Annotated in this window: 25 protein-coding genes; 19 read left to right on the forward strand and 6 right to left on the reverse strand. The window is 67.6% G+C overall.

Annotated elements, in window-relative coordinates; genetic code table 11:
* Positions 1 to 15: 15 nt before the first annotated feature.
* Together ACQR50_RS03885 and ACQR50_RS03890 are read right to left on the reverse strand one after the other, a co-directional pair.
* Complete coding sequence (locus tag ACQR50_RS03885) at positions 16 to 468, reverse strand: nuclear transport factor 2 family protein (protein WP_428969855.1); 453 nt, start codon at positions 466 to 468, stop codon at positions 16 to 18.
* Positions 469 to 494: 26 nt separating this feature from the next.
* Entirely contained in the window at positions 495 to 1682 is a 1188-nt protein-coding gene (locus tag ACQR50_RS03890) for a Gfo/Idh/MocA family protein (protein WP_428970636.1), read from the reverse strand.
* Between the two features lie 163 nt (positions 1683 to 1845).
* Here ACQR50_RS03890 and ACQR50_RS03895 point away from each other — a divergent pair, with 163 nt between their 5' ends.
* The 9 genes from ACQR50_RS03895 to ACQR50_RS03935 all read left to right on the forward strand — a co-directional run bounded on the left by ACQR50_RS03895 (position 1846) and on the right by ACQR50_RS03935 (position 10691).
* The gene (locus ACQR50_RS03895) at positions 1846 to 2199 is read left to right on the forward strand and encodes a c-type cytochrome (RefSeq protein ID WP_184104058.1); all 354 of its coding nucleotides are present in this window, start codon (positions 1846 to 1848) and stop codon (positions 2197 to 2199) included.
* Positions 2200 to 2225: 26 nt separating this feature from the next.
* Positions 2226 to 3266, forward strand: a complete 1041-nt coding sequence (locus tag ACQR50_RS03900; protein ID WP_428970637.1) for a sugar phosphate isomerase/epimerase family protein — start codon at positions 2226 to 2228, stop codon at positions 3264 to 3266.
* A gap of 69 nt (positions 3267 to 3335) precedes the next feature.
* Positions 3336 to 4640, forward strand: coding sequence for an MFS transporter (locus ACQR50_RS03905; protein WP_428969856.1), 1305 nt, complete (start codon positions 3336 to 3338; stop codon positions 4638 to 4640).
* A complete protein-coding gene (locus ACQR50_RS03910) occupies positions 4637 to 5557 on the forward strand; it encodes a hydroxypyruvate isomerase family protein (protein WP_428969857.1) in 921 nt (306 codons plus the stop codon). Before ACQR50_RS03905 ends, ACQR50_RS03910 begins: the two co-directional genes overlap by 4 nt.
* 17 nt (positions 5558 to 5574) lie before the next feature.
* Positions 5575 to 6384: a 3-keto-disaccharide hydrolase gene (locus tag ACQR50_RS03915; RefSeq protein ID WP_428970638.1), complete on the forward strand. Its 810-nt coding sequence runs from the start codon at positions 5575 to 5577 to the stop codon at positions 6382 to 6384.
* Positions 6381 to 6965, forward strand: a complete 585-nt coding sequence (locus ACQR50_RS03920; protein WP_428969858.1) for a gluconate 2-dehydrogenase subunit 3 family protein — start codon at positions 6381 to 6383, stop codon at positions 6963 to 6965. The genes ACQR50_RS03915 and ACQR50_RS03920 overlap by 4 nt, the downstream gene beginning before the upstream one ends.
* On the forward strand, positions 6962 to 7795 hold the full coding sequence (locus tag ACQR50_RS03925) for a sugar phosphate isomerase/epimerase family protein (RefSeq protein ID WP_428969859.1): 834 nt from the start codon (positions 6962 to 6964) through the stop codon (positions 7793 to 7795). The genes ACQR50_RS03920 and ACQR50_RS03925 overlap by 4 nt, the downstream gene beginning before the upstream one ends.
* A gap of 30 nt (positions 7796 to 7825) precedes the next feature.
* Complete coding sequence (locus ACQR50_RS03930) at positions 7826 to 9508, forward strand: GMC family oxidoreductase (protein WP_076715201.1); 1683 nt, start codon at positions 7826 to 7828, stop codon at positions 9506 to 9508.
* 139 nt (positions 9509 to 9647) lie between these two features.
* Positions 9648 to 10691 (forward strand): LacI family DNA-binding transcriptional regulator, encoded by a 1044-nt coding sequence (locus tag ACQR50_RS03935; RefSeq protein WP_428969860.1) that lies wholly within the window; start codon positions 9648 to 9650, stop codon positions 10689 to 10691.
* A 276-nt stretch (positions 10692 to 10967) separates the two neighbouring features.
* Here ACQR50_RS03935 and ACQR50_RS03940 read toward each other — a convergent pair whose 3' ends face one another.
* Positions 10968 to 11987 carry a class 1 fructose-bisphosphatase gene (locus tag ACQR50_RS03940; RefSeq protein ID WP_184105136.1) on the reverse strand — a complete coding sequence of 340 codons (1020 nt, stop codon included), beginning with the start codon at positions 11985 to 11987 and terminating at the stop codon, positions 10968 to 10970.
* A 238-nt stretch (positions 11988 to 12225) separates the two neighbouring features.
* Between ACQR50_RS03940 and epsC the strand changes: the two genes are divergently transcribed.
* The 8 genes from epsC (at position 12226) to ACQR50_RS03980 (ending at position 19580) form a co-directional block, all read left to right on the forward strand.
* Positions 12226 to 13182: a serine O-acetyltransferase EpsC gene (gene epsC, locus ACQR50_RS03945; protein WP_156360958.1), complete on the forward strand. Its 957-nt coding sequence runs from the start codon at positions 12226 to 12228 to the stop codon at positions 13180 to 13182.
* The gene (locus ACQR50_RS03950; RefSeq protein WP_172839626.1) at positions 13179 to 13919 is read left to right on the forward strand and encodes a gamma-glutamyl-gamma-aminobutyrate hydrolase family protein; all 741 of its coding nucleotides are present in this window, start codon (positions 13179 to 13181) and stop codon (positions 13917 to 13919) included. The genes epsC and ACQR50_RS03950 overlap by 4 nt, the downstream gene beginning before the upstream one ends.
* A gap of 176 nt (positions 13920 to 14095) precedes the next feature.
* Entirely contained in the window at positions 14096 to 15415 is a 1320-nt protein-coding gene (fucP, locus tag ACQR50_RS03955) for an L-fucose:H+ symporter permease (RefSeq protein WP_428969861.1), read from the forward strand.
* Complete coding sequence (locus ACQR50_RS03960) at positions 15412 to 16143, forward strand: SDR family oxidoreductase (RefSeq protein WP_184105138.1); 732 nt, start codon at positions 15412 to 15414, stop codon at positions 16141 to 16143. Before fucP ends, ACQR50_RS03960 begins: the two co-directional genes overlap by 4 nt.
* Positions 16140 to 17027, forward strand: coding sequence for an amidohydrolase family protein (locus tag ACQR50_RS03965; protein ID WP_428969862.1), 888 nt, complete (start codon positions 16140 to 16142; stop codon positions 17025 to 17027). Before ACQR50_RS03960 ends, ACQR50_RS03965 begins: the two co-directional genes overlap by 4 nt.
* Positions 17024 to 18052: an aldo/keto reductase gene (locus tag ACQR50_RS03970; protein ID WP_428969863.1), complete on the forward strand. Its 1029-nt coding sequence runs from the start codon at positions 17024 to 17026 to the stop codon at positions 18050 to 18052. Before ACQR50_RS03965 ends, ACQR50_RS03970 begins: the two co-directional genes overlap by 4 nt.
* The gene (locus ACQR50_RS03975; protein ID WP_428969864.1) at positions 18049 to 18348 is read left to right on the forward strand and encodes a UxaA family hydrolase; all 300 of its coding nucleotides are present in this window, start codon (positions 18049 to 18051) and stop codon (positions 18346 to 18348) included. The genes ACQR50_RS03970 and ACQR50_RS03975 overlap by 4 nt, the downstream gene beginning before the upstream one ends.
* Positions 18345 to 19580: a UxaA family hydrolase gene (locus ACQR50_RS03980; RefSeq protein WP_428969865.1), complete on the forward strand. Its 1236-nt coding sequence runs from the start codon at positions 18345 to 18347 to the stop codon at positions 19578 to 19580. Before ACQR50_RS03975 ends, ACQR50_RS03980 begins: the two co-directional genes overlap by 4 nt.
* A 184-nt stretch (positions 19581 to 19764) precedes the next feature.
* On the opposite strand, the gene ACQR50_RS03985 is transcribed toward ACQR50_RS03980, so the two are convergent.
* Both ACQR50_RS03985 and ACQR50_RS03990 read right to left on the reverse strand, forming a co-directional pair.
* Positions 19765 to 20889 carry a mannitol dehydrogenase family protein gene (locus ACQR50_RS03985; RefSeq protein WP_428969866.1) on the reverse strand — a complete coding sequence of 375 codons (1125 nt, stop codon included), beginning with the start codon at positions 20887 to 20889 and terminating at the stop codon, positions 19765 to 19767.
* On the reverse strand, positions 20886 to 21224 hold the full coding sequence (locus tag ACQR50_RS03990; RefSeq protein ID WP_428969867.1) for an L-rhamnose mutarotase: 339 nt from the start codon (positions 21222 to 21224) through the stop codon (positions 20886 to 20888). Before ACQR50_RS03990 ends, ACQR50_RS03985 begins: the two co-directional genes overlap by 4 nt.
* Before the next feature lie 139 nt (positions 21225 to 21363).
* Between ACQR50_RS03990 and ACQR50_RS03995 the strand changes: the two genes are divergently transcribed.
* Both ACQR50_RS03995 and ACQR50_RS04000 read left to right on the forward strand, forming a co-directional pair.
* Positions 21364 to 22380, forward strand: a complete 1017-nt coding sequence (locus tag ACQR50_RS03995; protein WP_428969868.1) for a zinc-binding alcohol dehydrogenase family protein — start codon at positions 21364 to 21366, stop codon at positions 22378 to 22380.
* Between the two features lie 64 nt (positions 22381 to 22444).
* Positions 22445 to 23296 carry an IclR family transcriptional regulator gene (locus ACQR50_RS04000; protein ID WP_428969869.1) on the forward strand — a complete coding sequence of 284 codons (852 nt, stop codon included), beginning with the start codon at positions 22445 to 22447 and terminating at the stop codon, positions 23294 to 23296.
* Positions 23297 to 23302: 6 nt separating this feature from the next.
* Here ACQR50_RS04000 and ACQR50_RS04005 read toward each other — a convergent pair whose 3' ends face one another.
* Positions 23303 to 23695, reverse strand: a complete 393-nt coding sequence (locus ACQR50_RS04005) for a MarR family transcriptional regulator (RefSeq protein ID WP_428969870.1) — start codon at positions 23693 to 23695, stop codon at positions 23303 to 23305.
* Between the last annotated feature and the right edge of the window lie 12 nt (positions 23696 to 23707).

Genomic DNA, 23707 nt, shown 5'->3' on the forward strand with positions numbered 1-23707 from the left:
CGGCCGTCAAGCGGATCAGGAGGCGGCCCGGGGTGGCTGGATGCCGGTATATTGGACCGACATCATCTTCCATTCCCGGCCGATCCTTTGCTCAACATAGGTCACGCGGACGCTGCGCGTGACCGTGCCGCCATTCGGATTGGGCAGCGTATAGTCGACCGAGCCGATGACGATCGCACTGTCGCCGTGTCGGCGCACGTCTTGCGTCTGAAAGTGCATGGGCGGCACCTGCCGCGCCTTCTCGGGCGCGTAGAAGGTCAGGACCGCCGGTCGCCGGTCGATCTCCCCCAGCGGCGAGACCTCAATATAATCCGCCGCCAGCAACCCATCGAGCGCCTTCGCATCGTAGCGGTTGCGCGCCTCGTTGAAGGACTGGACGAGCTTCAGGATCGCCGGATCGCTCGGCCCTTGCGCGGACGCCGTGCCTGCGAGCAGCGCCAGACCGGCGACGATGTACCAAGACCGCATGTTTCTTTCCCCCCAATGAGGGGAAGCTATCCACGAAGCATCGCCGCGTCCACCGCTGGAAACGCTATCCACTTCTCCTGCGATCGTGCGCTTTCCAGTACGGCCTCGACGAACGCCATGGTGCGCAGGCCCGGCTCCAGGCCCGGATACCAGTTCGCCTCGCCCGGGGCTTCGCCCTTCGCCGGACCACCATCGCGCAACGATCCCGCCACTGCGCGATAGAGGTTGCCGAACGCTTCGATATAGCCCTCCGGATGGCCCGAGGGGGTGCGCAGGCGGGGCAGGGTGGTGGGGCTGAGGCCGGGGCCACCGGCGCGGACGATTTCGGCGGGGCGGTCGAGCCAGCGCAGGGTCAGCGTGTTGGGCTCCATCTGCGACCATTCCAGCCCGCCCGTCTCGCCATGGATGCGGATACGCAGGCCGTTCTCCTCGCCCGCCGCCACCTGCGTCGCGCGCAGCGTGCCGCGTGCGCCATCGGCGAAGCGGAGTAGAACGTTGACGTCGTCGTCGAGCATCCGCCCCGCGACATGCGTCGTCACGTCGGCCGACAGCGCCTCGACGGTCAGGCCGGAGATATGCTCCGCCAGCTGGAAGGCATGGGTGCCGATATCGCCCAGCGCCCCGCCAAGCCCTGCGCGTGCCGGATCGGTGCGCCATTCGGCCTGTTTGTTGCCCTCGCGGTCGAGCGCGGTGCTGAGCCAGCCCTGCACATATTCGACATGGACCAGCCGGATGGTCCCGAAATCGCCGCGCGCGACGCGGGCCCGCGCCTCCTCGACCATCGGATAGCCGCTATAGGTAAAGGCCAGGCCATAGAGCTGGCCCGAGGCGCGTGCGGCGTCGGCAATGGCCCGCGCCTCTGCCAGGTTCATCGCCATCGGCTTTTCGCTGAATACCGGGAAACCGGCGTTCAGCGCGGCGATCGCCATCGGCGCGTGGAGGTGGTTGGGGGTGACGATGGCGATCGCATCGATCCGCTCGCCATCGGGCCGCGCGCGTTCGTCGGCAAGGAGGGCGGCGATGGTGGCGTGGACCCGGTCGGGAGAGAGGCCGAGTTGCTCGCCGCTACGCCGATTGCGCTCGGGATCGCTGCTGAAATTGCCCGCGACCAACTCCCAGTCGCCGTCCAGCGCCGCCGCCATCCGGTGCACGCCGCCGATGAACGCGCCCTCGCCGCCGCCCGCCATGGCCAGCCGCAACTTCCGTCCCGCCATCATCCTCTCTCCTGTCATCCCAATCGCTTATAACGCGATATTCGGTGCTTGCATGGCATCGGTTTAGCGGTAAACTCCGGCAACAACCAGCGAGTCTGGGCAAGAAAATTTCGGGAGAGAGAGGATGAGGCAGCTGATCGGGCTGGCCGCCGCCGTACCGGCCATGGTCGCCGGTATCCTGGCCGTGCAGGCACCGTCTACCGCGCAGACCGCCCCCGCCGCGGGCGCGCAGGCCTTTGCCGCGTGCCGGGCCTGTCACACGCTGAACAAGGGCGGGCGCAACGGCGTCGGCCCCAATCTGAACGGCGTATTCGGGCGGCAGGCGGGCTCGGTCGCGGGCTTCAACTATTCGCCCGCGATGAAGGCGTCGGGCCTGAAATGGGACGACAAGACGCTGGACGCGTTCATCGCCGCGCCGATGAAGAAGGTGCCGGGCACCCGGATGCCGATCGGCGTCGCCGACCCCGCCAAGCGCGCCGCGCTGATCGCCTATCTCAAGGCCGAGACCGCCAAGTGATCGCCGCTGGAGCCCCCTCGTCGGCGATGCGCGGCCCGGGCATCTTCCTGGCGCAGTTCATGGGCGATGCCGCGCCGTTCGACACGCTCGACTCGGCGGCGCGCTGGATGGCGGAGGCGGGTTATGAGGGCGTTCAGATTCCGACCTGGGACGCGCGTTGCATCGACCTGAAGCTGGCCGCCGAAAGCCAGGATTATTGCGACGACCTCGCCGGGCGCTGTGCCGAGGCGGGTGTCGCGATCACCGAATTGTCGACCCATTTGCAGGGGCAATTGGTCGCGGTCCATCCCGCCTATGACGCCGCCTTTGACGGCTTCGCGCCGGAGGCCGTTCGGGGCAAGCCGGCCGAGCGGCAGCTATGGGCGGTCCAGCAACTCCGTTACGCCGCCAAGGCCAGTCGGCGGCTGGGCTTGAGCGCGCACGCGACCTTCTCCGGCGCGCTGCTCTGGCCCTTCGTCTATCCCTGGCCGCAGCGTCCCGGTGGGCTGGTAGCGGAAGGCTTTACCGAGCTGGGCAAGCGCTGGCGCCCGATCCTGGATGCGTTCGAGGAAGAGGGTGTCGACCTCTGCTACGAGCTGCATCCCGGTGAGGACCTGCACGACGGCACGACCTTCGAGCGATTCCTGGAGTCGGTCGGCGGTCACAAGCGCGCCAATATCCTTTACGACCCCAGCCATTTCGTGTTGCAGGCGATGGATTATCTGCAATTCATCGACTTTTACCACGACCGCATCCGCATGTTCCACGTCAAGGATGCCGAGTTCAACCCGACCGGCCGGGCGGGCGTCTATGGCAGCTATAGCGACTGGGTGGACCGGCCGGGGCGTTTCCGTTCGCTGGGCGACGGACAGGTGGATTTCGGCGGCATTTTCTCGAAGCTGACCCAGTACGGCTATGCCGGTTGGGCGGTGCTCGAATGGGAATGCTGCCTGAAGCACCCGGAGGATGGCGCGCGGGAGGGGGCGCCCTTTATCGCCGCGCACATGATCCGCCGGGCGACACGCGCCTTCGACGATTTCGCCGGTGGCGGCGATCCGGCCGCCAATCGGCGTTGGCTGGGACTTTAACGATTGCAAGGACTTGACCATCCGCCCCGGAAGGTAAAGTCTGACAAAAAACATAAGCGGGAGAGGGGCATGGAAGCGATACCGGACAATCGGTCGCGTCTGTTCTGGCTGAGCGTGCTGGCGCTGTTCACGGCCGCCGCAAGCGCGGCCTTGCGCGCGGCGGTGGCGAAAAGCCTGAGGGTGGAGTGGATCGACCCCATCGCGCCGGTCGAGGCAGGTGAGTTGATCGGATCGGCGCTGGGATCGGCATTTCTCGGCTTTGCCGCGACCCTGTTCGTGGCGAGCGCGCTGCTCGACCGGATCGGCGCGCGGCAGATGCTGATCGGCTGCGGCCTGTGTTTCCTGATCGGCACCACCGCAATCATCGGCGCGGGCCATGTCGCGACGGGCATGGGCGTTTATCACATCGTCTGGGGCGGGATGCTGTTGAGTGGCATCGGCTGGGGGCTGGCCGAGGCGTCGATCAACCCGCTGACCGCGCGGCTCTACCCGGAAGAGACAACGCACCGGCTGAACGTGCTTCATGCCTGGTATCCCGGCGGGCTGATCGTCGGCGGCCTGGCGGGCGTGTTCCTGGCCGAAGCCCTGTCGTGGCAGGCGATCATGGCGCTGGTGCTGATCCCCGCGCTCGGCGTGCTGGTGATGGCGGCGACCACGCATTTCCCGCCGGTGCCGCGCGAAGTACGCGACGTCGGCTTCGGTGGTATGATCGCGGAAGTCTTCAAGCGGCCGAGCTTCTTCGTTTGGTTCGCCGCGATGTTCCTGACCGCCGCGTCCGAACTGGCGCCGGGCCAGTGGCTCGACGTGGCGCTCAGCAGCCGGGTCGGCATGCGCGGCATCCTGCTGCTTGTCTATGTCAGCGCGCTGATGTTCGTGTTCCGCCACTTTGCCGGGCGGATCGCGGGGCGGCTGTCCAATCCGGGGCTGCTCTGGGTGTCGAGCCTGATGGCGGGCATCGGCCTGTTCCTGCTGTCACGGGCGCAGTCGCCGGTGGCGGCGATCCTGGCCTCGACCGTGTGGGGGCTGGGCGTCTGCGCGATGTGGCCGACCATGCTGGCTTCGGTCGCCGAGCGTTATCCGCGCGGCGGCGCCTGGGCGCTGGGGCTGGTCGGATCGGCGGGGGCGCTGTCCAGCTTCTTCGTCCTGCCGCGACTGGGCGCGATGTTTGACGCCGCCAAGGTCGAACTGGCCGGTGGGCCGGACGCGTTCAAGCGGCTGACCGGCGAAGCGCTGCGGCAGGTCGAGGATGCGGCGGCGTCGCAGTCCTTTGCGCGGCTCGCCATCGTGCCGGTGATCCTGTTGTTCGTCTTCGGCGGCATCTGGCTGGCCGAGCGCCGCCGTCCCCGTCGTCCCGTTGCGGAGAGTGTCGCATGAGCTGGTCGCGTCGCACCGTCATGGGCGGCCTAGCCGCCACCGTGCCCGCCGCCGCGCTGGCGGGGCAGAAGGCGGGCCGGTCGTCCAACGCCGCGCGCTTCACCCTGGGTTTCGCACCGCATCTGGGCAGCTTTGCCAGCCGGGGCGACAGCTCGGTCGAGCAGATCGCCTATGCCGCCGACCAGGGTTTCTGGGCATGGGAGGATAATGAATATCGCCTCCGCCCCGTCGCCGAGCAGGAGGCGATCGCCAAGGCACTGCGCGACCGCAAGATGACGATGGGCGTGTTCGTCGCGTCCATGCCCAAGTGGTCGGAATCGCGCCCCTTGCTGGGCGGTGACGACGATGCCGAGCGACAGGCTTTCCTGGCCGATGTGACCAGCGCGGTCGATGTCGCCAAGCGGGTCGGCGCGACGCGGATGACCGTCGTCACCGGCTTCATGGACAAGCGTCTGCACCCGGCGATCCAGATGGGCCGGATCATCGACGTGATGCGTCGCGCGGGCGATATCGTCGCGCCGCACGGGATGGCGCTGGTGATGGAGCCGCTCAACACCCGGACCAACCATCCGGGCGTGTTCATGCAGTCCATCGCGGAGGGCTATGCCGTGGCGCGCGGGGCGAACAGTCCGGGCGTGAAGGTGCTGGCCGACCTGTATCACGAGCAGATCCAGTCGGGGAATCTGATCCCGACGATGAAGCTCTGCTGGGACGAGATCGGCTATATCCAGTTCGGCGACAATCCCGGCCGCAACGAGCCGGGCAGCGGCGAGATCAATTACGCCAATGTCTGCCGCTTCCTGAAAGCACAGGGCTACACGGGCGTGATCGGCATGGAACATGGCAATTCGGTCAAGGGCCGCGCGGGCGAAGACACGCTGGTTGCAGCGTACCGCGCGATCGATCCGAGAATATGAGGAGGGGAGCGATGCGGATGCTACCGTTGATCGCATTGGCCGTGGCGAGCGGTGCCATGGCGCAGGACAAGCCGGGCATGGGCTTTCGCGATACGCCGATGCTGCCCGGCGGCAAATGGCATGTCCATGATCCCGACCGGCCCGCACCGAAGGTCGTCACCCCCGCCGCGCAACCCGGCGGCGCGCCGTCCGATGCGGTGGTGCTGTTCGACGGACGCTCGATGGAGGCTTGGACGCCCAGCGGCAAGCCTTGGGTGCTGAAAGACGGCGCGATGACCGTGCCCCCACGCGACGGCAAGGCCGAGAGCGTGCTGGTCAGCAAGCAGAGCTTCGGCGACGTGCAGCTTCACCTCGAATTCCGCTCGCCCAACCCGCCGCAGAAAGCGTCGCAGGACCGGGGCAATAGCGGCATCTGGTTCATGCAGCGCTATGAGGTGCAGATCCTCGACGGGTATGATAACCCGACTTATGCCGATGGCCAGGTCGGCGCGGTCTATGCCTGGAAGCCGCCGCTGGTGAATGCGGCGCGCAAGCCCGGCGAATGGCAGAGCTATGACATCGTCTTCGAGCGGCCGCGCTTTGCGGCGGACGGCAAGCTGCTGCGCCCCGCCTATGTCACCGCGCTGCTGAACGGCGTCGTCGTCCAGAACCATCAGGCGATGCTGGGCACCACCATCTGGCGGCAGGTCGAGAAATATCAGGCGCATGGCGATGCCGCGCCGATCCAGCTTCAGGATCACGACTCGCCCGTCTCGTTCCGCAATATCTGGGTCCGCCCGCTGCCGCCCGAGGCGATCGCGCAGGACCTGCCGGAGGATACCCGATGACCCCCCATATCGACCGCAGACATGCCTTGGCGGGGATCACCGCCATGTTCGGCTCCGCGCTGTTCGCGCCCATCGCGCGGGCGGCGGGCGCGGTGGAGCAGGCGCGCGGTACCATTCCCGTCATCTCGGATGGACCGCCCAGCGTCGTGGTCTTCACCCCCGTCCAGCGCGCGACGATGACCGCGCTGGCGGAGCGGGTGCTGCCGACCACCGACACGCCCGGCGCGATCGCGGCCGGGGTGCCCGCCTTTATCGAGAAGATGCTGGCCGACTGGGCGCTGCCCGCCGACCGGGTGCCGATCATCGCCGGGCTGAACGCGATCGAGGCGCGCAGCCAGAGCGTCAACAAACTGGCCGCCGCCAAGGCGAGCCCCGCGCAACAGGACACATTGCTGACCGAGGCGATGGAGGGTGTGCTGCCGGAGGGGCGGGCGTTCTTCGAGCCGTTCCGGCAACTCGTCATCACCGGCTATTACACGTCGGAGATCGGCATCACGCAGGAACGCGAATATCTGCCGGTGCCCGGCGAATATGATGGCGCCTATCCCTATTCCAAGGTCAACAAGGTGTATTCGGCATGATCGATCGTCGTTCGCTGATGGGCGCGGGGCTGGGGCTGGGCGCGGCCGCGCTGCTGCCGGGCATGGCGCAGGCCGCGCAGCTCGGGGCCATCGGGCTCCAGCTCTATACGATCCGCGAGCTGTTCGCCGCCGATCCGGTCAAGACCTTGGAGGCGGTGGCCAGGATCGGCTATCGCGAAGTCGAATATGGCGGGGGCGGCTATGACGCGATGGATCATGCCATGCTCCGCCGCACGCAGGACCGGCTGGGGCTGAAGGCGCCGTCGATCCATGTCCCCTATGACTCGCTGCTCGGCAAGTTCGATGCGTGCGTGACCATGGCGAAGACGCTGGGCGCCGATACCGTCATCCTGCCCTATATGACCGACGAGCATCGGACCGAGGCGGGCTGGAATGCGGCTTTGCCCAACATCAACCGCTTCGCCGCGCAGTTGAAGAAGGCGGGTCTGGGCTTTGCCTATCACAATCACGACTTCGAATTCACCAACAAGCCCGGCGGCATCAGCCTGTACGACCGGCTGCTCAAGGGCACCGACCCGGCGCTCGTGAAGCTGGAGATCGACCTCTATTGGGCGATCCATGCGGGTGAGGATGCGGCGGCGCTCATCCGGCGGCTGGCCGGGCGTATCTATGCCTATCACGTCAAGGATGCGCGCGCCGACGGCAGCATGACGGCGGTGGGCGCGGGGCAAATCGACTTCGCCGCGCTCTTCAAGCTCAACCGGCTGGCGGGCGTGAAGCATTTCTATGTCGAGAATGATCAGGCGCCCGCGCCCTATCTGCCCGACATCACGACCAGCTTCCGGACGCTGCAAGCGCTTCGATTCTAAAACGATAAGACAGATATAGGGAGGACAGCCATGGCGGCGACGAACCGTTTCGACGCGATCGTGATCGGGTCGGGGATCAGCGGCGGGTTCGCCGCCAAGGAACTGACCGAAAAGGGCCTGCGTGTCCTGATGCTCGACCGGGGCGTCATGGTCGAGCATGGCGAGGGTTATCCGTATGACGGCAAGCCCGCCTTCGAGGTGCCGGCGCGCAACATCATGCCCAAGCCGTTGCTGGACAGCGATTATTTCATCGCCAAGCAGGGCTATGTCGCGCCCAGCAATCAGAAATTCTACAATGACGACCGGCTGAACCCCTATGCCTATGACGAGGGGAGCAAATTCTACTGGATCCGTCCCGGTGCGGTCGGCGGCAAGTCGCTGATCTGGGGGCGCTGGTCCTTCCGCTGGAGCGCCGACGATTTCGAGGCGAACAAGCGTGAAGGCGTCGCCGCCGACTGGCCGATCCGGTACGACGATGTCGCGCCCTGGTATTCCTATGTCGAGAAGTACATCGGCGTGTCGGGCTCGCGCGAGAACCTGCCCTATCTCCCCGACAGCGAATTCCAGCCGCCGATGCCGATGAACGTTGCGGAAAAGTGGCTGAAGGAACGGCTGGAAAGCCAGTTTCCGGGGCGCAAGCTGATCCACACCCGCCTGTCCAACATGACCGAGGACAAGCCCGACCAGAACCGCACCAAATGCCAGTTTCGCAACCAGTGCGGCAATGGCTGCTCGTTCGGCGCCTATTTCTCGACCCAGGCCGTGACCCTGCCCGCCGCACGGGCGACCGGGCGGCTGACGCTTCAGTCGGATGCGGTGGTGACGGGGATCGACTATGATCCGGCGAAGAAGAAGGTCACCGGCGTCCGCTATGTTGATGCCAAGACCGGACAGGCGCAGACGGTCCAGGCCAATCTGGTCTTCGTCTGCGCCTCGGCGATGGGGTCGGTGCAGATCCTGATGAATTCGCGGGCGCCGGGTTCGGAGCGCAGCCATTTCGACAGCAGCGGGACGCTGGGCCGCTATGTCATGGACCATATCTTCCGCGTCGGCGTGTCGGGCGAGATTCCCGGCATGGACGACCTGATCGAATATGGCCGTCGTCCGGGCGGCGTGTACGTGCCGCGCTTCCGCAACCTGAAGGGCGATGAGGGGCTCGGCTTCCGGCGCGGCTATGGCTATCAGGGTTCGGCCTATCGCAACGCGGCCAAGCCGGTCGGCTTCGGGGCGGAGATGAAGCATGGCATGCGCCGCTATGGCCCGTGGCAGTTCAGCATGGGCGCGTTCGGCGAATGCCTGCCTTATGAGGATAATCGCGTGTCGCTGCATTCCAGCAAGGTCGATCGCTTCGGCGTGCCGCTGATGAAGTTCGACGTGACCTTCCGCGACAATGAGCTGAAGATGATGGCCGACGCCCGGCGCGAGGGCGAGGCGATGCTGCGCGCGGCGGGCATGAAGAACGTGACCAGCGGGGAGTCCGAGCATGTCCCGGGCGACGCGATCCACGAGATGGGCGGCGCGCGCATGGGGGCGGACCCGCGCCAGTCGGTGCTCAACAAATGGAGCCAGGCGCATGACGCGTCGAACCTCTATGTGACGGACGGCGCGCAGATGGCGTCGGTGTCGTGCGTCAACCCCTCGCTGACCTTCATGGCGCTGACGGCGCGCGCGGCGGATCATGCGGTCAAGGGGCTGAAGGCGGGGGCGGTTTGAGGTCGGAGGCTGTCGGATTTATCGGACGAAAGCCCCTCCCCTTCAGGGGAGGGGGTGGGGTGGGGCCTCGCCACAGGCCACATGCTTGCGGAGCCGCCCCACCCCCGGCCCCTCCCCTGAAGGGGAGGGGTGAGTTTCTGTGACATCGTCTTCCAATCATATCCTTCCGGCCAAACGCCCCGAAGGCGTCACCATCCGCGCGGTCGGCGAGCGGGCGGGGGTGTCGGCGATGACCGTGTCCAACGTCATCAACGGCGCTGGCCGGGTGAGCCCGACGACGCGCGCGGCGGTGCTCGCGGCGATCGAGGCGCTGGGTTATGTCCCCAATGTCGCGGCGCGGCGACTGGCCAAGGCGCGGGCGACGACGCTGGGGCTTTTGTACAGCGACAAGGGTACGCCCTTCATCGACTCGGTGCTGCTGGGCGCGCTGCGGGCGAGCAATGCGCGCGGCCTGCAATTCATCGCGCAAGGTGAGGAAGGACTGACCCGTGAAGCGGCCGAGGCGGCGCTGCGCACGCTGGTGCAGAGCGGCGCGGCGGCGGTGCTGCTCCTGCCCCCCTTTGCGGAGTTGCTGAGCGGGTCGGGACTGTTCGAGGAACTGGGCGTCGCGGCGGCGGCGATCGCGACGGGGCAGACCATGCCCGACATGGCGACCGTCCGGATCGACAATCGTGCGGCGATGGCGGCGATGACCGCGCATGTCGTGCAGGCCGGGCATCGCCGCATCGGCTTTCTGGCGGGGCCGCAGCATTTCTCCGTCGCCGACGAGCGGCTGGCGGGGTTTCGCGACGGGCTGGCGGCGAGCGGACTGGATTACGACCCGTCGCTGGTCGTGCGCGCCGGGTTCGATCCGGCGGCGGGCGCGGCGGCGGGCCGGGGGCTGCTCGACCGGCCCGACCGACCGAGCGCGATCCTGTGCAGCAGCGACGACATGGCGGCGGGGCTGATCGGCGAGGCGTCGCGCCGGGGCCTGCGCCTGCCGGACGAACTGGCGGTCACCGGGTTCGACGATACCGCGATCGCGGCGCGGCTCTGGCCGCCGTTGACCGTGATCCGCCAGCCGGTCGGCGACATGGCCTTCCGCGCGGTCGAACAGGTGCTGGCGGCGCTGCGCTCGCGGGTGGTGGAGGACCAGGTGGTGGATTTCGAACTGGTGGTGCGGGAGTCGGTGGGGCGGGGATAAATCCCTGAACCGTTCGCACTGAGCGAAGGCGAAGTGCACGCCTTGGCGCTATCCGAAATCCTTGGCCTTCGACTTCGCTCAGGCTGAACGGGGCAGGGGGGATGGGCGTTTCACAAACCCCCGTTCCCCGGCGAAGGCCGGGGCCCAGGCGCCATCAAGTTCGTAGGGCGGACCAAAACGGCGGGGGAGGCCAAGCCATCCGGCCCCCGATCGTTCACCGCAACTGGACCCCGGCCTTCGCCGGGGAACAACAATGCAGAAGGGACAGGCGAAACCTTACCCCGTCCGTCCATACTCCGCGACCAGCGCCACCTCTTCGGGATCGCCCAGTACCACGCCGACGCGCTGGTGCAGGCCGACCGCCTCGACATCCATGATCGGGATCGCGCCGTCGATCGACGCGCCGCCCGCCTGTTCGATCAGGAAGCTCATCGGGTTCGCCTCATAGAGCAGGCGCAGCTTGGCCTTGCCGTCCTTGCGGTGGTCGCCCGGATAGAGGAACACCCCGCCGCGTTTGAGGATACGGTGCACGTCCGCCACCATCGAGGCGGTCCAGCGCATATTGTAATCCTCGCCCAGCGGCCCTTCGGTGCCCAGGATACGCTCCTCGATATAGCGGGCGATGCCGGGCGACCATTGGCGGCGGCGCGCCATGTTGATCGCGAATTCCTTGGTGCCGGTGGGGATGCGCATCGGTCCGTCGGTCAGCCGCCACGACCCGATCTCGCGGTCCAGCGTGAATTCGTAGACGCCGGTGCCGACCGTGAGGACCAGCAACGTCTGCGGCCCGTAAATGGCATAGCCCGCCGCCACCTGCGCGCGGCCGGGCTGGAGGAAGTCCGCCTCGGTCACTTCGCGGCCCGCGCAATCCTCGGGCGCGCGCAGGACCGAGAAGATGGTGCCGACCGACAGGTCGACATCGACATTGCTCGACCCGTCGATGGGATCGAACAACAGCAGATATTCGCCGCGCGGGAAGCGATTGGGGATTCGGTGGATCGTCTCCATCTCCTCCGACGCCATCGCGGCCAGATGCCCGCCCCATTCGTTCGCATCGAGCAGCAGGTCGTTGGCGATCACGTCCAGCTTCTTCTGGACCTCGCCCTGCACGTTTTCGCTGCCCAGGCTGCCGAGCACATCGCCCAGCGCGCCCTTGGAAATCGCCTGGTTCACCGCCTTGCACGCGCGGGCGACGGTTTCGATCAGCAGGCGCAGCTCGGCGGGGCAGGTTTCTTCGGAGCGGCGCTGCTCCTCGATCAGGAAACGGGTCAGCGTCGTCTGGCGCGGTGTCGTCATCGTCGCGAATGCTCCCAGAAGGGCCGGGGGATGGGCCGGGAAATGATCGGCCCCGCGGGCTCCCTCCCGCCGGGCCAAGCCATGGTGGCGGGCGGACCATGGACCGGCCATGCGCCACACGCAACCTGACGTTAAGCAAAGCTGGTGCTTTATGGGACCGTAGCAAATCTGTTATATCCCACTTCGCAAATAGGATATGATGGAAGTCGGAGGATCGCATATGACGACCGGACGGCTGATGACGGACACCCCCGTGCAGGGTCATGCCCCGACGGGCATTGACGGCATCGTATCGGGCTTGCGCACCGCCCGGCATGGCTGGCGGGTGCGGCAGGATGCGGGCCGCGATGTCGAGCGTTTTCCGTCGCGCAGCGGGGTCGAGGATGTCGTCGCGCTGGTCGCCGCCGCGCTATATCCGCGCCGCCTGGGTCATTTTCGGGGGGCGGCGCAGGAGGAGGATCGCTTCGTCGCGGCCAAGCTGCTCGCCGCGCTGACCGCGCTGGAACGCGAGATCGGCGCCGAGCTGGCCTATTGGCAGAAGGATGTCGACGCGGCCTTTCCGCCCGAACAGGCGGCGCTGGTGTCGCGGCTGTTCGGCGCGACGCTGCCGCAGGTGCGCGAACTGATCGACAGCGATGTCGAGGCCGCGTTCCTGGCCGATCCCGCCGCGCGCAGCGTCGACGAGATCCTGCTCTGCTATCCCGGCGCCATCGCCAGCCTGCACCACCGTATCGCGCATGAGCTGAACGAACTGGGCGCGCCGATCGTGGCACGGATGATCTCCGAACTCGCCAATGAGCGGACCGGCATCGACATCCATCCGGGCGCGACCATCGGGCGGCATTTCTTCATCGACCACGGCACCGGCGTCGTCGTCGGCGAGACCGCGATCATCGGCGAGCGGGTGCGCGTGTACCAGCATGTGACGCTGGGCGCGCGCTCGGCGCTGGGCACCGCGCCGCGTTCGCCGCGGGACCGGTTCTCGCGCCATCCCATCGTCGAGGACGATGTCATCATCTATGCGGGCGCGACGATATTGGGGCGGGTGACGATCGGGGCGCGCTCGGTGATCGGGGGCAATGTCTGGCTGTTGACCGATGTCGAGCCGGACAGCGTGCTCGTCCAGCCCGAGGCGCTGGCCCTGCCGCGCGCGGACGCGCGGGCGCTGCGGCAGGAATTGGAGGGGACGGCATGAAGCAGGGACGCAAACCGGTCATCGGCCTGATGTGCGGCAACGAGGTTGCGAACCGCCCGATCCAGGCGGTCGCGACGCGCTTCATCGAACCGCTGGTCCAGCTGTGCGGCGCGAGCGTCCTGATCGTCCCCGCCGTTCCCGAAGCGGTCGACACCGCATTGATGGCGGACATGCTCGACGGGCTGCTGCTGACCGGCGGCCGCTCGCATGTCGCGCCCGCCCAATATGGCGACTGCGCCGAACTGGCGCCGCAAGCCTGCGACCCGCAGCGCGACTCGGTCGCGCTGGCGCTGGCCGGGCGGATGATCGAGCGCGGCAAGACGGTGTTCGGCATCTGCCGGGGAATGCAGGAGATCAACGTGCTGTTCGGCGGCTCGCTGACCTGCCTGGGCGGCCTGCCGCGCCATCATCGCGGATCGTGGGAAGGCGATTACGACACGTTGTTCGGCCATCATCACCCGGTCGACCTGATGCCCGGCGGCGCGCTGGCCGGACGCAGCGGGCATCGCCGGGTCGAGGTCAACTCGGTGCATCAGCAGGGCGTCGACCGGCTGGGTTATGGCCTGGTGGTCGAGGCGCGCGATGCCGAGGACGGACTGATCGAGGCGTTCCGCGCACCCGGCTGCGGCGCGGACGTGCTGGCGGTGCAGTGGCATCCCGAATGGGACATCGCGACCTGCGGCGTGGCGCGCGGCTTCTTCACCATGCTGGGCGAGTCGGTGCGCGGCCACGCCTGACCGCCATTTTTCCCGGCCCTCCATCGATTGTCGCACGGACGGTTCGCGCCGTCCGATAGCGCTTGCCTTCGGCGCTTCGCTCGCCGTACATTTGCGCTCATAAAATAAGACTTTCATGGAGAAGGAGTCGTGATGGCGGCAGTCGGCGCGGGACGGCATAAGCGAGGACATGGCTGATGGCGCTGCCTGTCGATCTACCCCCCATGGCCATGACGGGGCGGGGCGGTGACGCCGCAGGCCATGGCGATACGGTCGCGCGCGGCTACCTCCCCGCGCTCATCATCACGGTCAGCCTGTTCTTCCTGTGGGGGATGGCGAACAATCTCAACGACATCCTGATCGCGCAATTCCGCAAGGCCTTCACGCTCAGCGATTTCGGGACCAGCTTCGTCCAGCAGGTCTTCTATCTCGGCTATTTCCTGCTCGCGGTGCCCGCCTCGATGGTGATGCGCCGTTATGGCTATAAGGCGGCGATCGTGCTGGGGCTGACGCTCTATGGCACCGGCGCGCTGCTCTTCTATCCGGCGGCGGCGGCGAGCCTGTACCAGCTGTTCCTGCTCGGCCTGTTCGTCATCGCGGCGGGTCTGGCCTTCCTCGAAACCTCGGCCAATCCGCTGATGGGCGAGCTGGGCGATCCGGCGGGGGCGACCCGGCGGCTCAACTGGGCGCAGGCGGCCAACCCGCTGGGCGCGATCACCGGCATCCTGATCGGCCGCTTCTTCATCCTGTCGGGTATCGAACATGACGAGCGGGCGCTGGCCACGATGGACGCCGCCGCGCGCACCGCCTTCTACAAGGCCGAGGTGCAGGCGATCGCGCCGCCCTATGTCGCGATCGCGATCGTCGTCCTGCTGTTCGCCGTGGCGGCCGCCCTGGTGCGCTTCCCCAGCGGTACGCCGGGGCATGCGGAGGAAGGGCGCAGCGGCCGCTTCGTCGACGTGTTCCGCCAGCCGCGCCTGATGGGCGCGGTCGTCGCGCAGTTCTTCTATGTCGGTGCGCAGGTCGGCGTGTGGAGCTATACCATCCGCTATGCGCAGGCCAATGTCGGCCTGAACGAGCGGGGCGGCGCGGATGCGCTGTTCGTCTCGCTGGTGCTGTTCGCCGCCGGGCGTTTCCTGGGCAGTGCGCTCATGGGTCGCGCCGCGCCGGTGAAGCTGCTGGCGCTGTTCGCGGGGCTGTCGGTGCTGCTGACCGCCGTGGCGGCCGTGCTGGGCGGCTGGCCGGGGCTGATCGCGCTGGTGGCGGCGAGCTTCTTCATGTCGATCCAGTTCCCGACGATCTTCGCGCTCGGGATCGAGGGGCTGGGGCCGCTGCGCCGGGCGGGGGCGTCGCTGATCGTGATGGCGATCATCGGCGGCGCGGGACTGACCGCGCTGATGGGCTTGGTGTCCGACCATGCCGGTATTACCAGCGCCATGCTGGTCCCGACCGTCAGCTTTGTGGTCGTGACGCTCTTTGCCCTGATGCTGGGCCGCCGGAAGGAGATGAAGGAATGAACCGTCTGCAGGGTAAGCGGGCGATCGTGACGGGCGCCGGACAGGGCATCGGCCGCGCCGCCGCCGAGCTGTTCGCCGCCGAGGGCGCGCAGGTGATCGCGGTCGATCGTAATGCCGACGCGCTGGCCAGCCTTGGGGGCTGCACGACCGAGATACTGGACCTGACCGACCCGGCGGCGATCGCGGCGTTCGGGGAGCGGACGGGTGCGGTCGATGTGCTGTTCAACTGCGCGGGCTATGTCGATGCGGGCGACCTGCTGGCGACGCAGGACGGGGGATATCGCCTGTCCTTCGATCTGAATGTCCACGCGATCACCCATATGCTCCAGGCGTTCGTTCCCGCGATGATCGCGCAAGGCGGCGGCTCGATCGTCAACATGGCCTCCGTCGCGGGGGCGCTGATCGGCGTGCCCAATCGCTATGCCTATTGCGCCTCCAAGGGGGCGGTGGCGGGGATCACCCGGTCGGTCGCACTCGACTATGTCGGCAAGGGCATTCGCTGCAACGCGATCTGCCCCGGCACCGTCCAGTCGCCCAGCCTCGACGAACGTCTGGCCGCGACCGGCGATGCGGAGGCGGCCCGCGCCGCCTTTGTCGCACGCCAGCCCATGGGGCGGCTGGGCCGCGCCGAGGAGGTCGCTGCGCTCGCGCTCTATCTCGCCTCGGACGAGAGCGCCTATACCACCGGCCAGATGCACGCCATCGACGGCGGATGGACGATGGCGTGACGCACACGCGCCCGCCTTTCATCGACGCGCATTTCCATCTGTGGGATCATGGCGTGCTGCGCTACCCATGGCTGGATGCTCCTGACACCGCACCGATCGCCGCGAGCTATCGCATCGCCGATTACCGGGCAGAGCTGGCGGCGTGGAATCCGGCGGGCGCGGTGCATGTCGATGCGGGCGCGCATCCCGATCAGGGTGCGGACGAAACGGTCTGGCTGAACAACGTCGCGGATAAAGATGGCCTGCCCAGCGCGATCGTCGCGCGGGTCGAACTCGACCATCCGGCGGTCGAGGCGCAACTGGCATGGCAGGCGGCGCAGCCACGGGTGAAGGGCATTCGCCACCTCATCAACTGGCATCCGACCGACCCCGCGCGCCGCGCCTATGAGCGTGACCTGACCCGCGATCCACGCTGGCGGGCGGGCTATGCGCTGCTCGGTCGTTATGGGCTGAGCTATGATTTTCACGGCTTTCCCGCGCAACTGTCGGGACTGGCCGAGGTCGCAGGCCAGCATCCCGAGGTGCCGGTCATCCTCAACCACCTCGCGCTGCCCATCCCGGCAGACGGGCTGGAGGAATGGCGCGCCGGATTGATCGCGTTTGCCGCCATGCCGCATGCCGCGATCAAGCTGTCGGGGGCGGGGTTCATAGGACCGCGCTTCGATCCCGCCGGTTTCGCCAATATCGTTGCCGAGGTGATCGACCGTTTCGGCACCGACCGGGTGATGGTCGCGACCAACTTTCCGACCGACCGGCTTGCCGCCGGTCTCGACCATACGCTCGGCGCTTACGAGGCGTTGCTGAGCGGCTTTTCCGATGACGAGCGGCGCGACCTGTGGGGGCGCAATGCCGACCGGATCTATCGACTGGGCCTGAACCTATGACCGACATTCCCCGTCGCAAGATGGGCCATACCGACTGCGCCTTGCCCGAACTGGGTTTTGGCGCGGCGGCGATGGGCAATCTCTATGCCGCGATCGACGATGCCAGCGCCGCCGCGACGCTGGACGCCGCGCTATCGGCCGGTTTTCGGTATTTCGACACCGCCCCGCATTATGGCCGGGGGCTGAGCGAGCGGCGGCTGGGCGATAGCTTGCGCGGGCGGGGCGACGTGATCGTCTCGACCAAGGTCGGGCGGCTGATGGAGCCGGATGCCAGCATCGCCGACGACCGCGAGCGCGACGGCTTTCACACCGCCATGCCGTTCCGTGCCCGCTACGACTATAGCTATGACGGCATCCTGCGCAGCCTTGAGCACAGCCTGCAACGGCTGGGCCTAGCGCGGGTCGATATGCTGTTCGTCCATGATATCGGCCGGGTCACGCATGGCGAGGCGGATGCGCGGTATCGTGAGCAGCTGATCGCGGGCGGCGGATTCCGTGCGCTGGAGAGCTTGCGTGATCAGGGCGCGATCTCCGGCTTCGGGCTGGGCGTGAACGAGGTCGAGGTCTGCCTCGACCTGATGGAGGCGACGCGGTTCGACGTGATGCTGCTCGCCGGGCGTTACACGCTGCTGGAACAGGGCGCACTCGATGCGCTGTTCCCGGCGTGCGAGGCGGCCAGTACGTCGATCGTGGTCGGCGGCCCCTATAATAGCGGCATTCTCGCCACCGGCAGCGCGGCCGCCGGGCGCTATAATTACGCGCCGGCGCCCGAACCCGTCCTCGCCAGGGTCCGCGCGCTGGAGGCGGTCGCCGCGCGCCATCGGGTTTCGCTGCCCGCCGCGGCGCTTGCCTTCGTGCTGGCCCATCCGCTGGTGGCCAGCGTCATTCCCGGTATCGCCGATCCGCAACAGGTATCCGACACGATGCGCCTCTACGCCGAACCCATCCCGTCCGCCTTCTGGACGGACTTGCGTGCCGAAGGGCTGGTCCGCTCCGACGCGCCCCTGCCGGGAGAGCGCGCATGAGCGTCGTCGCCATCCGGCTGACGCCGACCGACAATGTCGCCGTCTGCTGCCGCACGGTCGAGCCGGGCGAGCAGATCCTGGTCGACGGCCATGCGCTGACCGTGACCGAACGCGTCGCGCTGGGCCACAAGCTGGCGGTCGTGCCGCTGGCGACCGGCGACAAGGTCATCAAATATGGCATGCCGATCGGATCGATGACGCATGACGCGCCCGCCGGAGGCTGGGTCCATATGCACAATATGCAAAGCGACTATATCCCCGCGCATCTGCGCGACACGCATGGAGATCATGCATGACCTTGGGCATGGACACGGGCCTGACCGAACGGAGCTGGCAGGCCTGGGCGCGCCCCGACGGGCGCAAGGGCATTCGCGATGCCATCGTTGTCGTCTATCTCGTCGAATGCGCGCACCATGTCGCGCGGCGGATCGTCGACCGGATGGACGATCCGCGCGTGCAGCTGATCGGCTTTCCCGGCTGCTATCCCAATGACTATGCGCTGGCGATGATGAAGGCGCTGACCACGCACCCCAATGTCGGCGGCGTCGTCCTGTTGTCGCTGGGCTGCGAAAGCTTCAACCGCGAGGCGCTGGCCGCCAACGCACGCGAACAGGGGCGCCCGGTCGAGACGATCGTCATCCAGCAGTCGGGCGGAACGCGCGGCGCGATGGAGGCGGGGATCGCCGCCGTCGAGCGCGTTCGCGCAGCGGCGGATGCGCAAGGAGTGCGCGTGCCGATGACCATGTCGGAACTGGTGATCGGCACCATCTGCGGCGGGTCGGACGGGACCAGCGGCATCACCGGCAACCCGGCGGTCGGCCGCGCCTTCGACACGCTGTATGACGCGGGTGCGATCTGCATCTTCGAGGAAACCGGCGAGATGATCGGGTGCGAGGGCCATATGGCCGAGCGCGCCGCGACGCCGGAGGTCGCGCAGGACCTGATAGCCTCGGTCGCGCAGGCCGAGCGTTATTACCGCGCCATGGGCTATGGCAGCTTCGCGCCGGGCAATGCCGAGGGCGGCCTTTCGAGCCAGGAGGAAAAGTCGGCGGGCGCCTATGCCAAGTCGGGCAGCCGTCCGATCACCGGCGTCATCCTGCCTGCCGAACAGGCGCCGGGGCCGGGGTTGTACCTGCTCGACGTGGTGCCCGCGGGCGACCCGAAGTTCGGCTTCCCCAACATCGTCGACAATGCCGAGATCGGCGAACTGATCGCGTGCGGCGCGCATATCAACCTGTTCGTGACCGGGCGCGGCTCGGTGGTCGGATCGGCCATCTCCCCGGTGATCAAGGTCGCGGCCAATCCGGAAATGTACGCCCGGATGGAAGGCGATATGGACGTGAATGCCGGGCGCATCCTCTATGGCGACGCGACGCTCGACGAGGTGGGGGCGGAGATCGTCGACCTGATCGTCGCAGTGTCGGGCGGCGCGCAGACCAAGTCCGAAGCGCTGGGACATCAGGAGTTCGTGCTGACCTACAAGGCGGCGGGGGCGAAGGGGCCGGGCTGTCTGCCCAACGCGGCGTGAGGAGGACTGTATCACCCCTCCCCTTCAGGGGAGGGGCCGGGGGTGGGGCATCGCCGCAAATGCGACGCTGGTGGACAGGCCCCACCCCAACCCCTCCCCTGAAGGGGAGGGGCTCGCATTGATTCAAGGCAACGTCATCCCATTGTAGCCTTCGACTTCGCGCAGGCTGAACGGAGTGGGCAGGTCAGGCGCGGTGCGTCGCCAACGTGCGCAGCTCCGGCATCGCGACCCTGTTGCCCGAACCATTGACCCAGCGGACGAACCCACCGACTCGCTTGTCGATCTTCGCCGCGTGGCCCTGGAAGATGTCCGACAGCCGGTGGTCGAGAAACGGATTGGCGAAGCGTTCCAGCGTCGTGGCGATATAGGCCCGCGCTTCCTCCGCCATGCCGTGCGCGGCAAAGCCCGGCAGCACTTCCTGCGCCATCACCCGCTCCAGCGCCGCCCGCGTGTCCGCATCGGTCAGCGCCTGGCGGACCGTCAGGTCCGCCGCGCCGCCGCCGTCATACCATTGCGCCGCCAGCCAGCTATGGCCGAGATTGAGGATGTGCAGCTTCAGCCGCTCATACCGGTCCAGATCGTCGGTCAGCACGATGTCGGGATGGGTGAAGGGCAGGGCCAACCGTGTCTGGCGCTCGATCGCCCATAGGGCATAGGGCTCGGCGACGGCACCGGCCGGATGGAGCGGCTCGCTGACGATGCGGTCGACCAGGGTGTTGGCCCAGACGCACTCGCGCTCCAGCCAGTCGAGGAACGCCGCCTCGCGCCCCTGATCGCGCGCAAGCCCCCGGATCGCGGCCCGCAGCACGTCGCCGTTGCGCACCACCAGTTCGCAGGGCAGCAGCGTGACGCCCGCCCGCCCGGCCTGCCAGCGCCGGTGCAGCAATTCGGTCAGCATTCCGCAAAAGCTTCTTGGTACCTGACCATGGGCGGGCGCGGTCCGGTCCTCGTCGGGGATGGCATAGCCGCTGTCGCCGGTGTTGGAGACGATATGCGTCGCCGCCCCGACCGCCAGTGCGACCAGCCGGTCCCAGTCGCCCGCCGCGCTCAGTCCCTCGCGCACGCTGCGCACCTGGATGGTCCGCTCATGGCGTGCGCCGTCGCGCAGGCCGCGAAGGATGACGGGAAAGCCCGCCGGGTCGGCGAAACCGGCCAGCCGCCGTGCCCGTTCGGGATCGCGGGTGGTCTGGACGATGACGATCGGCGGCACCGCCTGCCCGGCCGCGCGCGCTTCCTCGGCGAACAGGTCGACATGGGCTTGCAGGAAGCGGCTGGTGCCGAATTGCAGGATGACCGCCGCTTCGCTCATTGCGCGTCCAGCGAGAAGATGCGGTCCATGCCCACCCATTTCTCGCCCGGCGCGGCATGGGGCAGGACCTTCTGGAAACGGTCCATCGCCGCTTCCCACCGGGAGTCGACCGCCGCCAGCGCGGCCGGAATGGCACGCGGAAAGTCGTCGGCCACCTCCGCGATCATGAACAGCCGGTCGCCGGTGCGCCAGATTTCCATCGACACGAAGCCTTTGGCCCGGATCGCCTGGGTCACTTCGGGCCAGGCCGCGCCGGGGGCATGGGCCTTTTCATATTCGGCGATCAGATCGGCGTCGGCGACCAGATCCAGGGCGAAACACAGGCGTCGGGCCAAGTCGGGCCTCCTCTCTCCAGGGCGGCAGGACCCATTCTGTGCGTCCCATCCGCCGGAGGGTGTTTTAGCGTTCCCATCCTCCGCCAGCAATGGCATATGTGAGAGTGAAATCGCATATGGGAATCTGGAGAGGGTCGCAATGAAGGCACTGGTTTGTGTCCAGCCGCATGACATCCGCGTCGAGGATCGGCCCGTGCCGGTGCGGGGAGAGAGCGAAATCCTGATCCGGATGCGCCGGGCCGGGATCTGCGGCACCGACTATCATATCTATGGCGGCAAGCATCCGTTCCTCCAATATCCCCGGCTGATCGGGCACGAGCTGGCCGGGGAGATCGCCGAGGTTCCAGAGGGTTCGGCCTTCATGGTCGGACAGGTGGTGACCGTGAACCCCTATATCGCGTGTGGCACCTGCCGCGCCTGCCGCCGGGGCAAGCCCAATTGCTGCGCCCGGATCAGCGTTCTCGGCGTGCACGGCGACGGCGGCATGTGCGAGCTGTTGGCGGTGCCCGAAAGCGCGGTGATCGATGCGGTCGGCCTGTCGCTCGACCAGGCGGCGATGGTCGAGTTCCTGGCGATCGGTGCCCATGCGGTACGTCGGGCCGGCGTCGCCAAAGGGGAGAGCGTCGCGGTGATCGGGGCCGGACCGATCGGCGTGGCGGCGGCCTTGTTCGCGCGGATCGCGGGCGCGGGTCGGATCGTGCTGGTCGATACGCGCGCGCCGCGCCTGGCCTATGCGCGCGACCATCTGGGTTTTGCGGAGGGTGTGGTCGCCGACGATGCGCTGGGCGCGACGCTGGCCGAGATGACCTCGGGCGAGATGTTCGACCATGTGTTCGACGCCACCGGCAACATCCATGCGATGCGCGCCGGGCTGAACTGGGTGGCGCATGGCGGCAGCTATACGTTGGTGGGCGTGTGCAAGGACGATCTGGTCTTCCCCGATCCCGAATTCCACAAGCGCGAGACGACGCTGATCGCCAGCCGCAATGCGCTGTCGGTGGATTTCGACCATGTCATCGCCAGCATCCGCAGCGGCGCGGTGCCGACCGACGCGATCCGCACGCATACGCTGACGCTGGACGACGCGCCGACGCGCCTGCCCGAACTGATCGACGAAGCGGATTCGGTGTTGAAGGCGATCGTCACCATCGCCTGAGCGGACCGGCGGCTCCGGGCAACATCGCTTGCCCGTGGCGGGCCATCGCCCTAATCGTCGATGGGTGAGGGACGATATGACGGGCGACGGGGTCAGGACCAGCGAAGGACGGACGCGCAAGGGCAGCTATGCCGCACCCGCGCTGGACAAGGCGTTCCTGATCATCGAACTGCTGGCCAACCATCCGGGCGGGATGCTGGTCAGCGAGATGGCGACGGCGCTGGGCCGTTCGCTGGGCGAACTGTTCCGCATCGTCGTGGTGATGGAGGAGGCGCGCTACCTCGAAAAGTCGCCGATCGATGATCGTTATCGCGTCACGTATAAATTCCTCGACATCGCGTACCGCGCCACGCCTGCCCGGCAACTGACCGCCGCCGCCCTGCCCGAGATGCAGTCGCTGGCGCTGCGTGTCGGCCAGTCCTGTCATCTGGTGGTGATCGAGGGCGGGGCGGGGCTGGTCATCGCGCGCGAGGAAAATCCCGGCACGCGGGGCTTCGCGCTGCGCATGGGCGCGTCGATCGATATCGTGGCCAGTTGTTCGGGCAAGGTGCTGCTCGCCTTTGCCGCGCCGGCGCAACTGGGCCGAATCCTGGACCGGGCGGAGGCGGCGCAGGGCCGCGTCATCGACCGCGCGCCCTTGGCCGAGGAGCTGGAGCGGGTGCGCATTCAGGGGCATGGCCTGCGCGAAAGCCCGATCACGCGCGGCGTGACGGATATCAGCGCCCCGGTCTTCGGTTTCGGCGGCGACTGCATGGCGGCACTGACCATCCCCTTTCTGGAGACGATCGACGGATCGCAGCAATGCTCCATCCCGGAGGCGACGCAGATCCTGGTCGAAACCACCGCCCGCATCTCGCAGGCGCTCGGCTATCGCGGGGACGATGCGGGCAAGGGGCTGCCCGCATCGCACGGATAGGGGCGGTCAGTCGGGGCGGGTTTCCGTGCCCCGGTTCGTCGCGTTGCCCATCGTCAGATACAGGTGCTGCAACATCGCCGTCATCGCGTTGATGCCCCGATCGGTCAGGGTGACGGCCAGCCGCCGGTGATCCGCCGGGTCGGTGCGCCGCCGCAGCAGCTCGGCCCCCTCCAGCCGATCGATCCGGCGCAGCGCGCTGGTGGCGCTTTCGCCGGAGACGAGGATCAGTTCCTTGACGCAGATCGACCGGTTCTGCTGATCGGCGATGAACAGCTCCAGCATCATGTCCCAGGCGGAATCGCGGAACACGTCGCGGGGAAAGAATTGCGCGGTCGAGGCGCGCATCAACTGCGTCTGGCGGGCCAGATCGAGCAGGCTGGGGGCGGTGACTTCCCGCATTGCGGGCGGCCG

The organism is Sphingomonas sp. Xoc002, assembly GCF_050408055.1.
Classification (GTDB): domain Bacteria; phylum Pseudomonadota; class Alphaproteobacteria; order Sphingomonadales; family Sphingomonadaceae; genus Sphingomonas; species Sphingomonas yabuuchiae.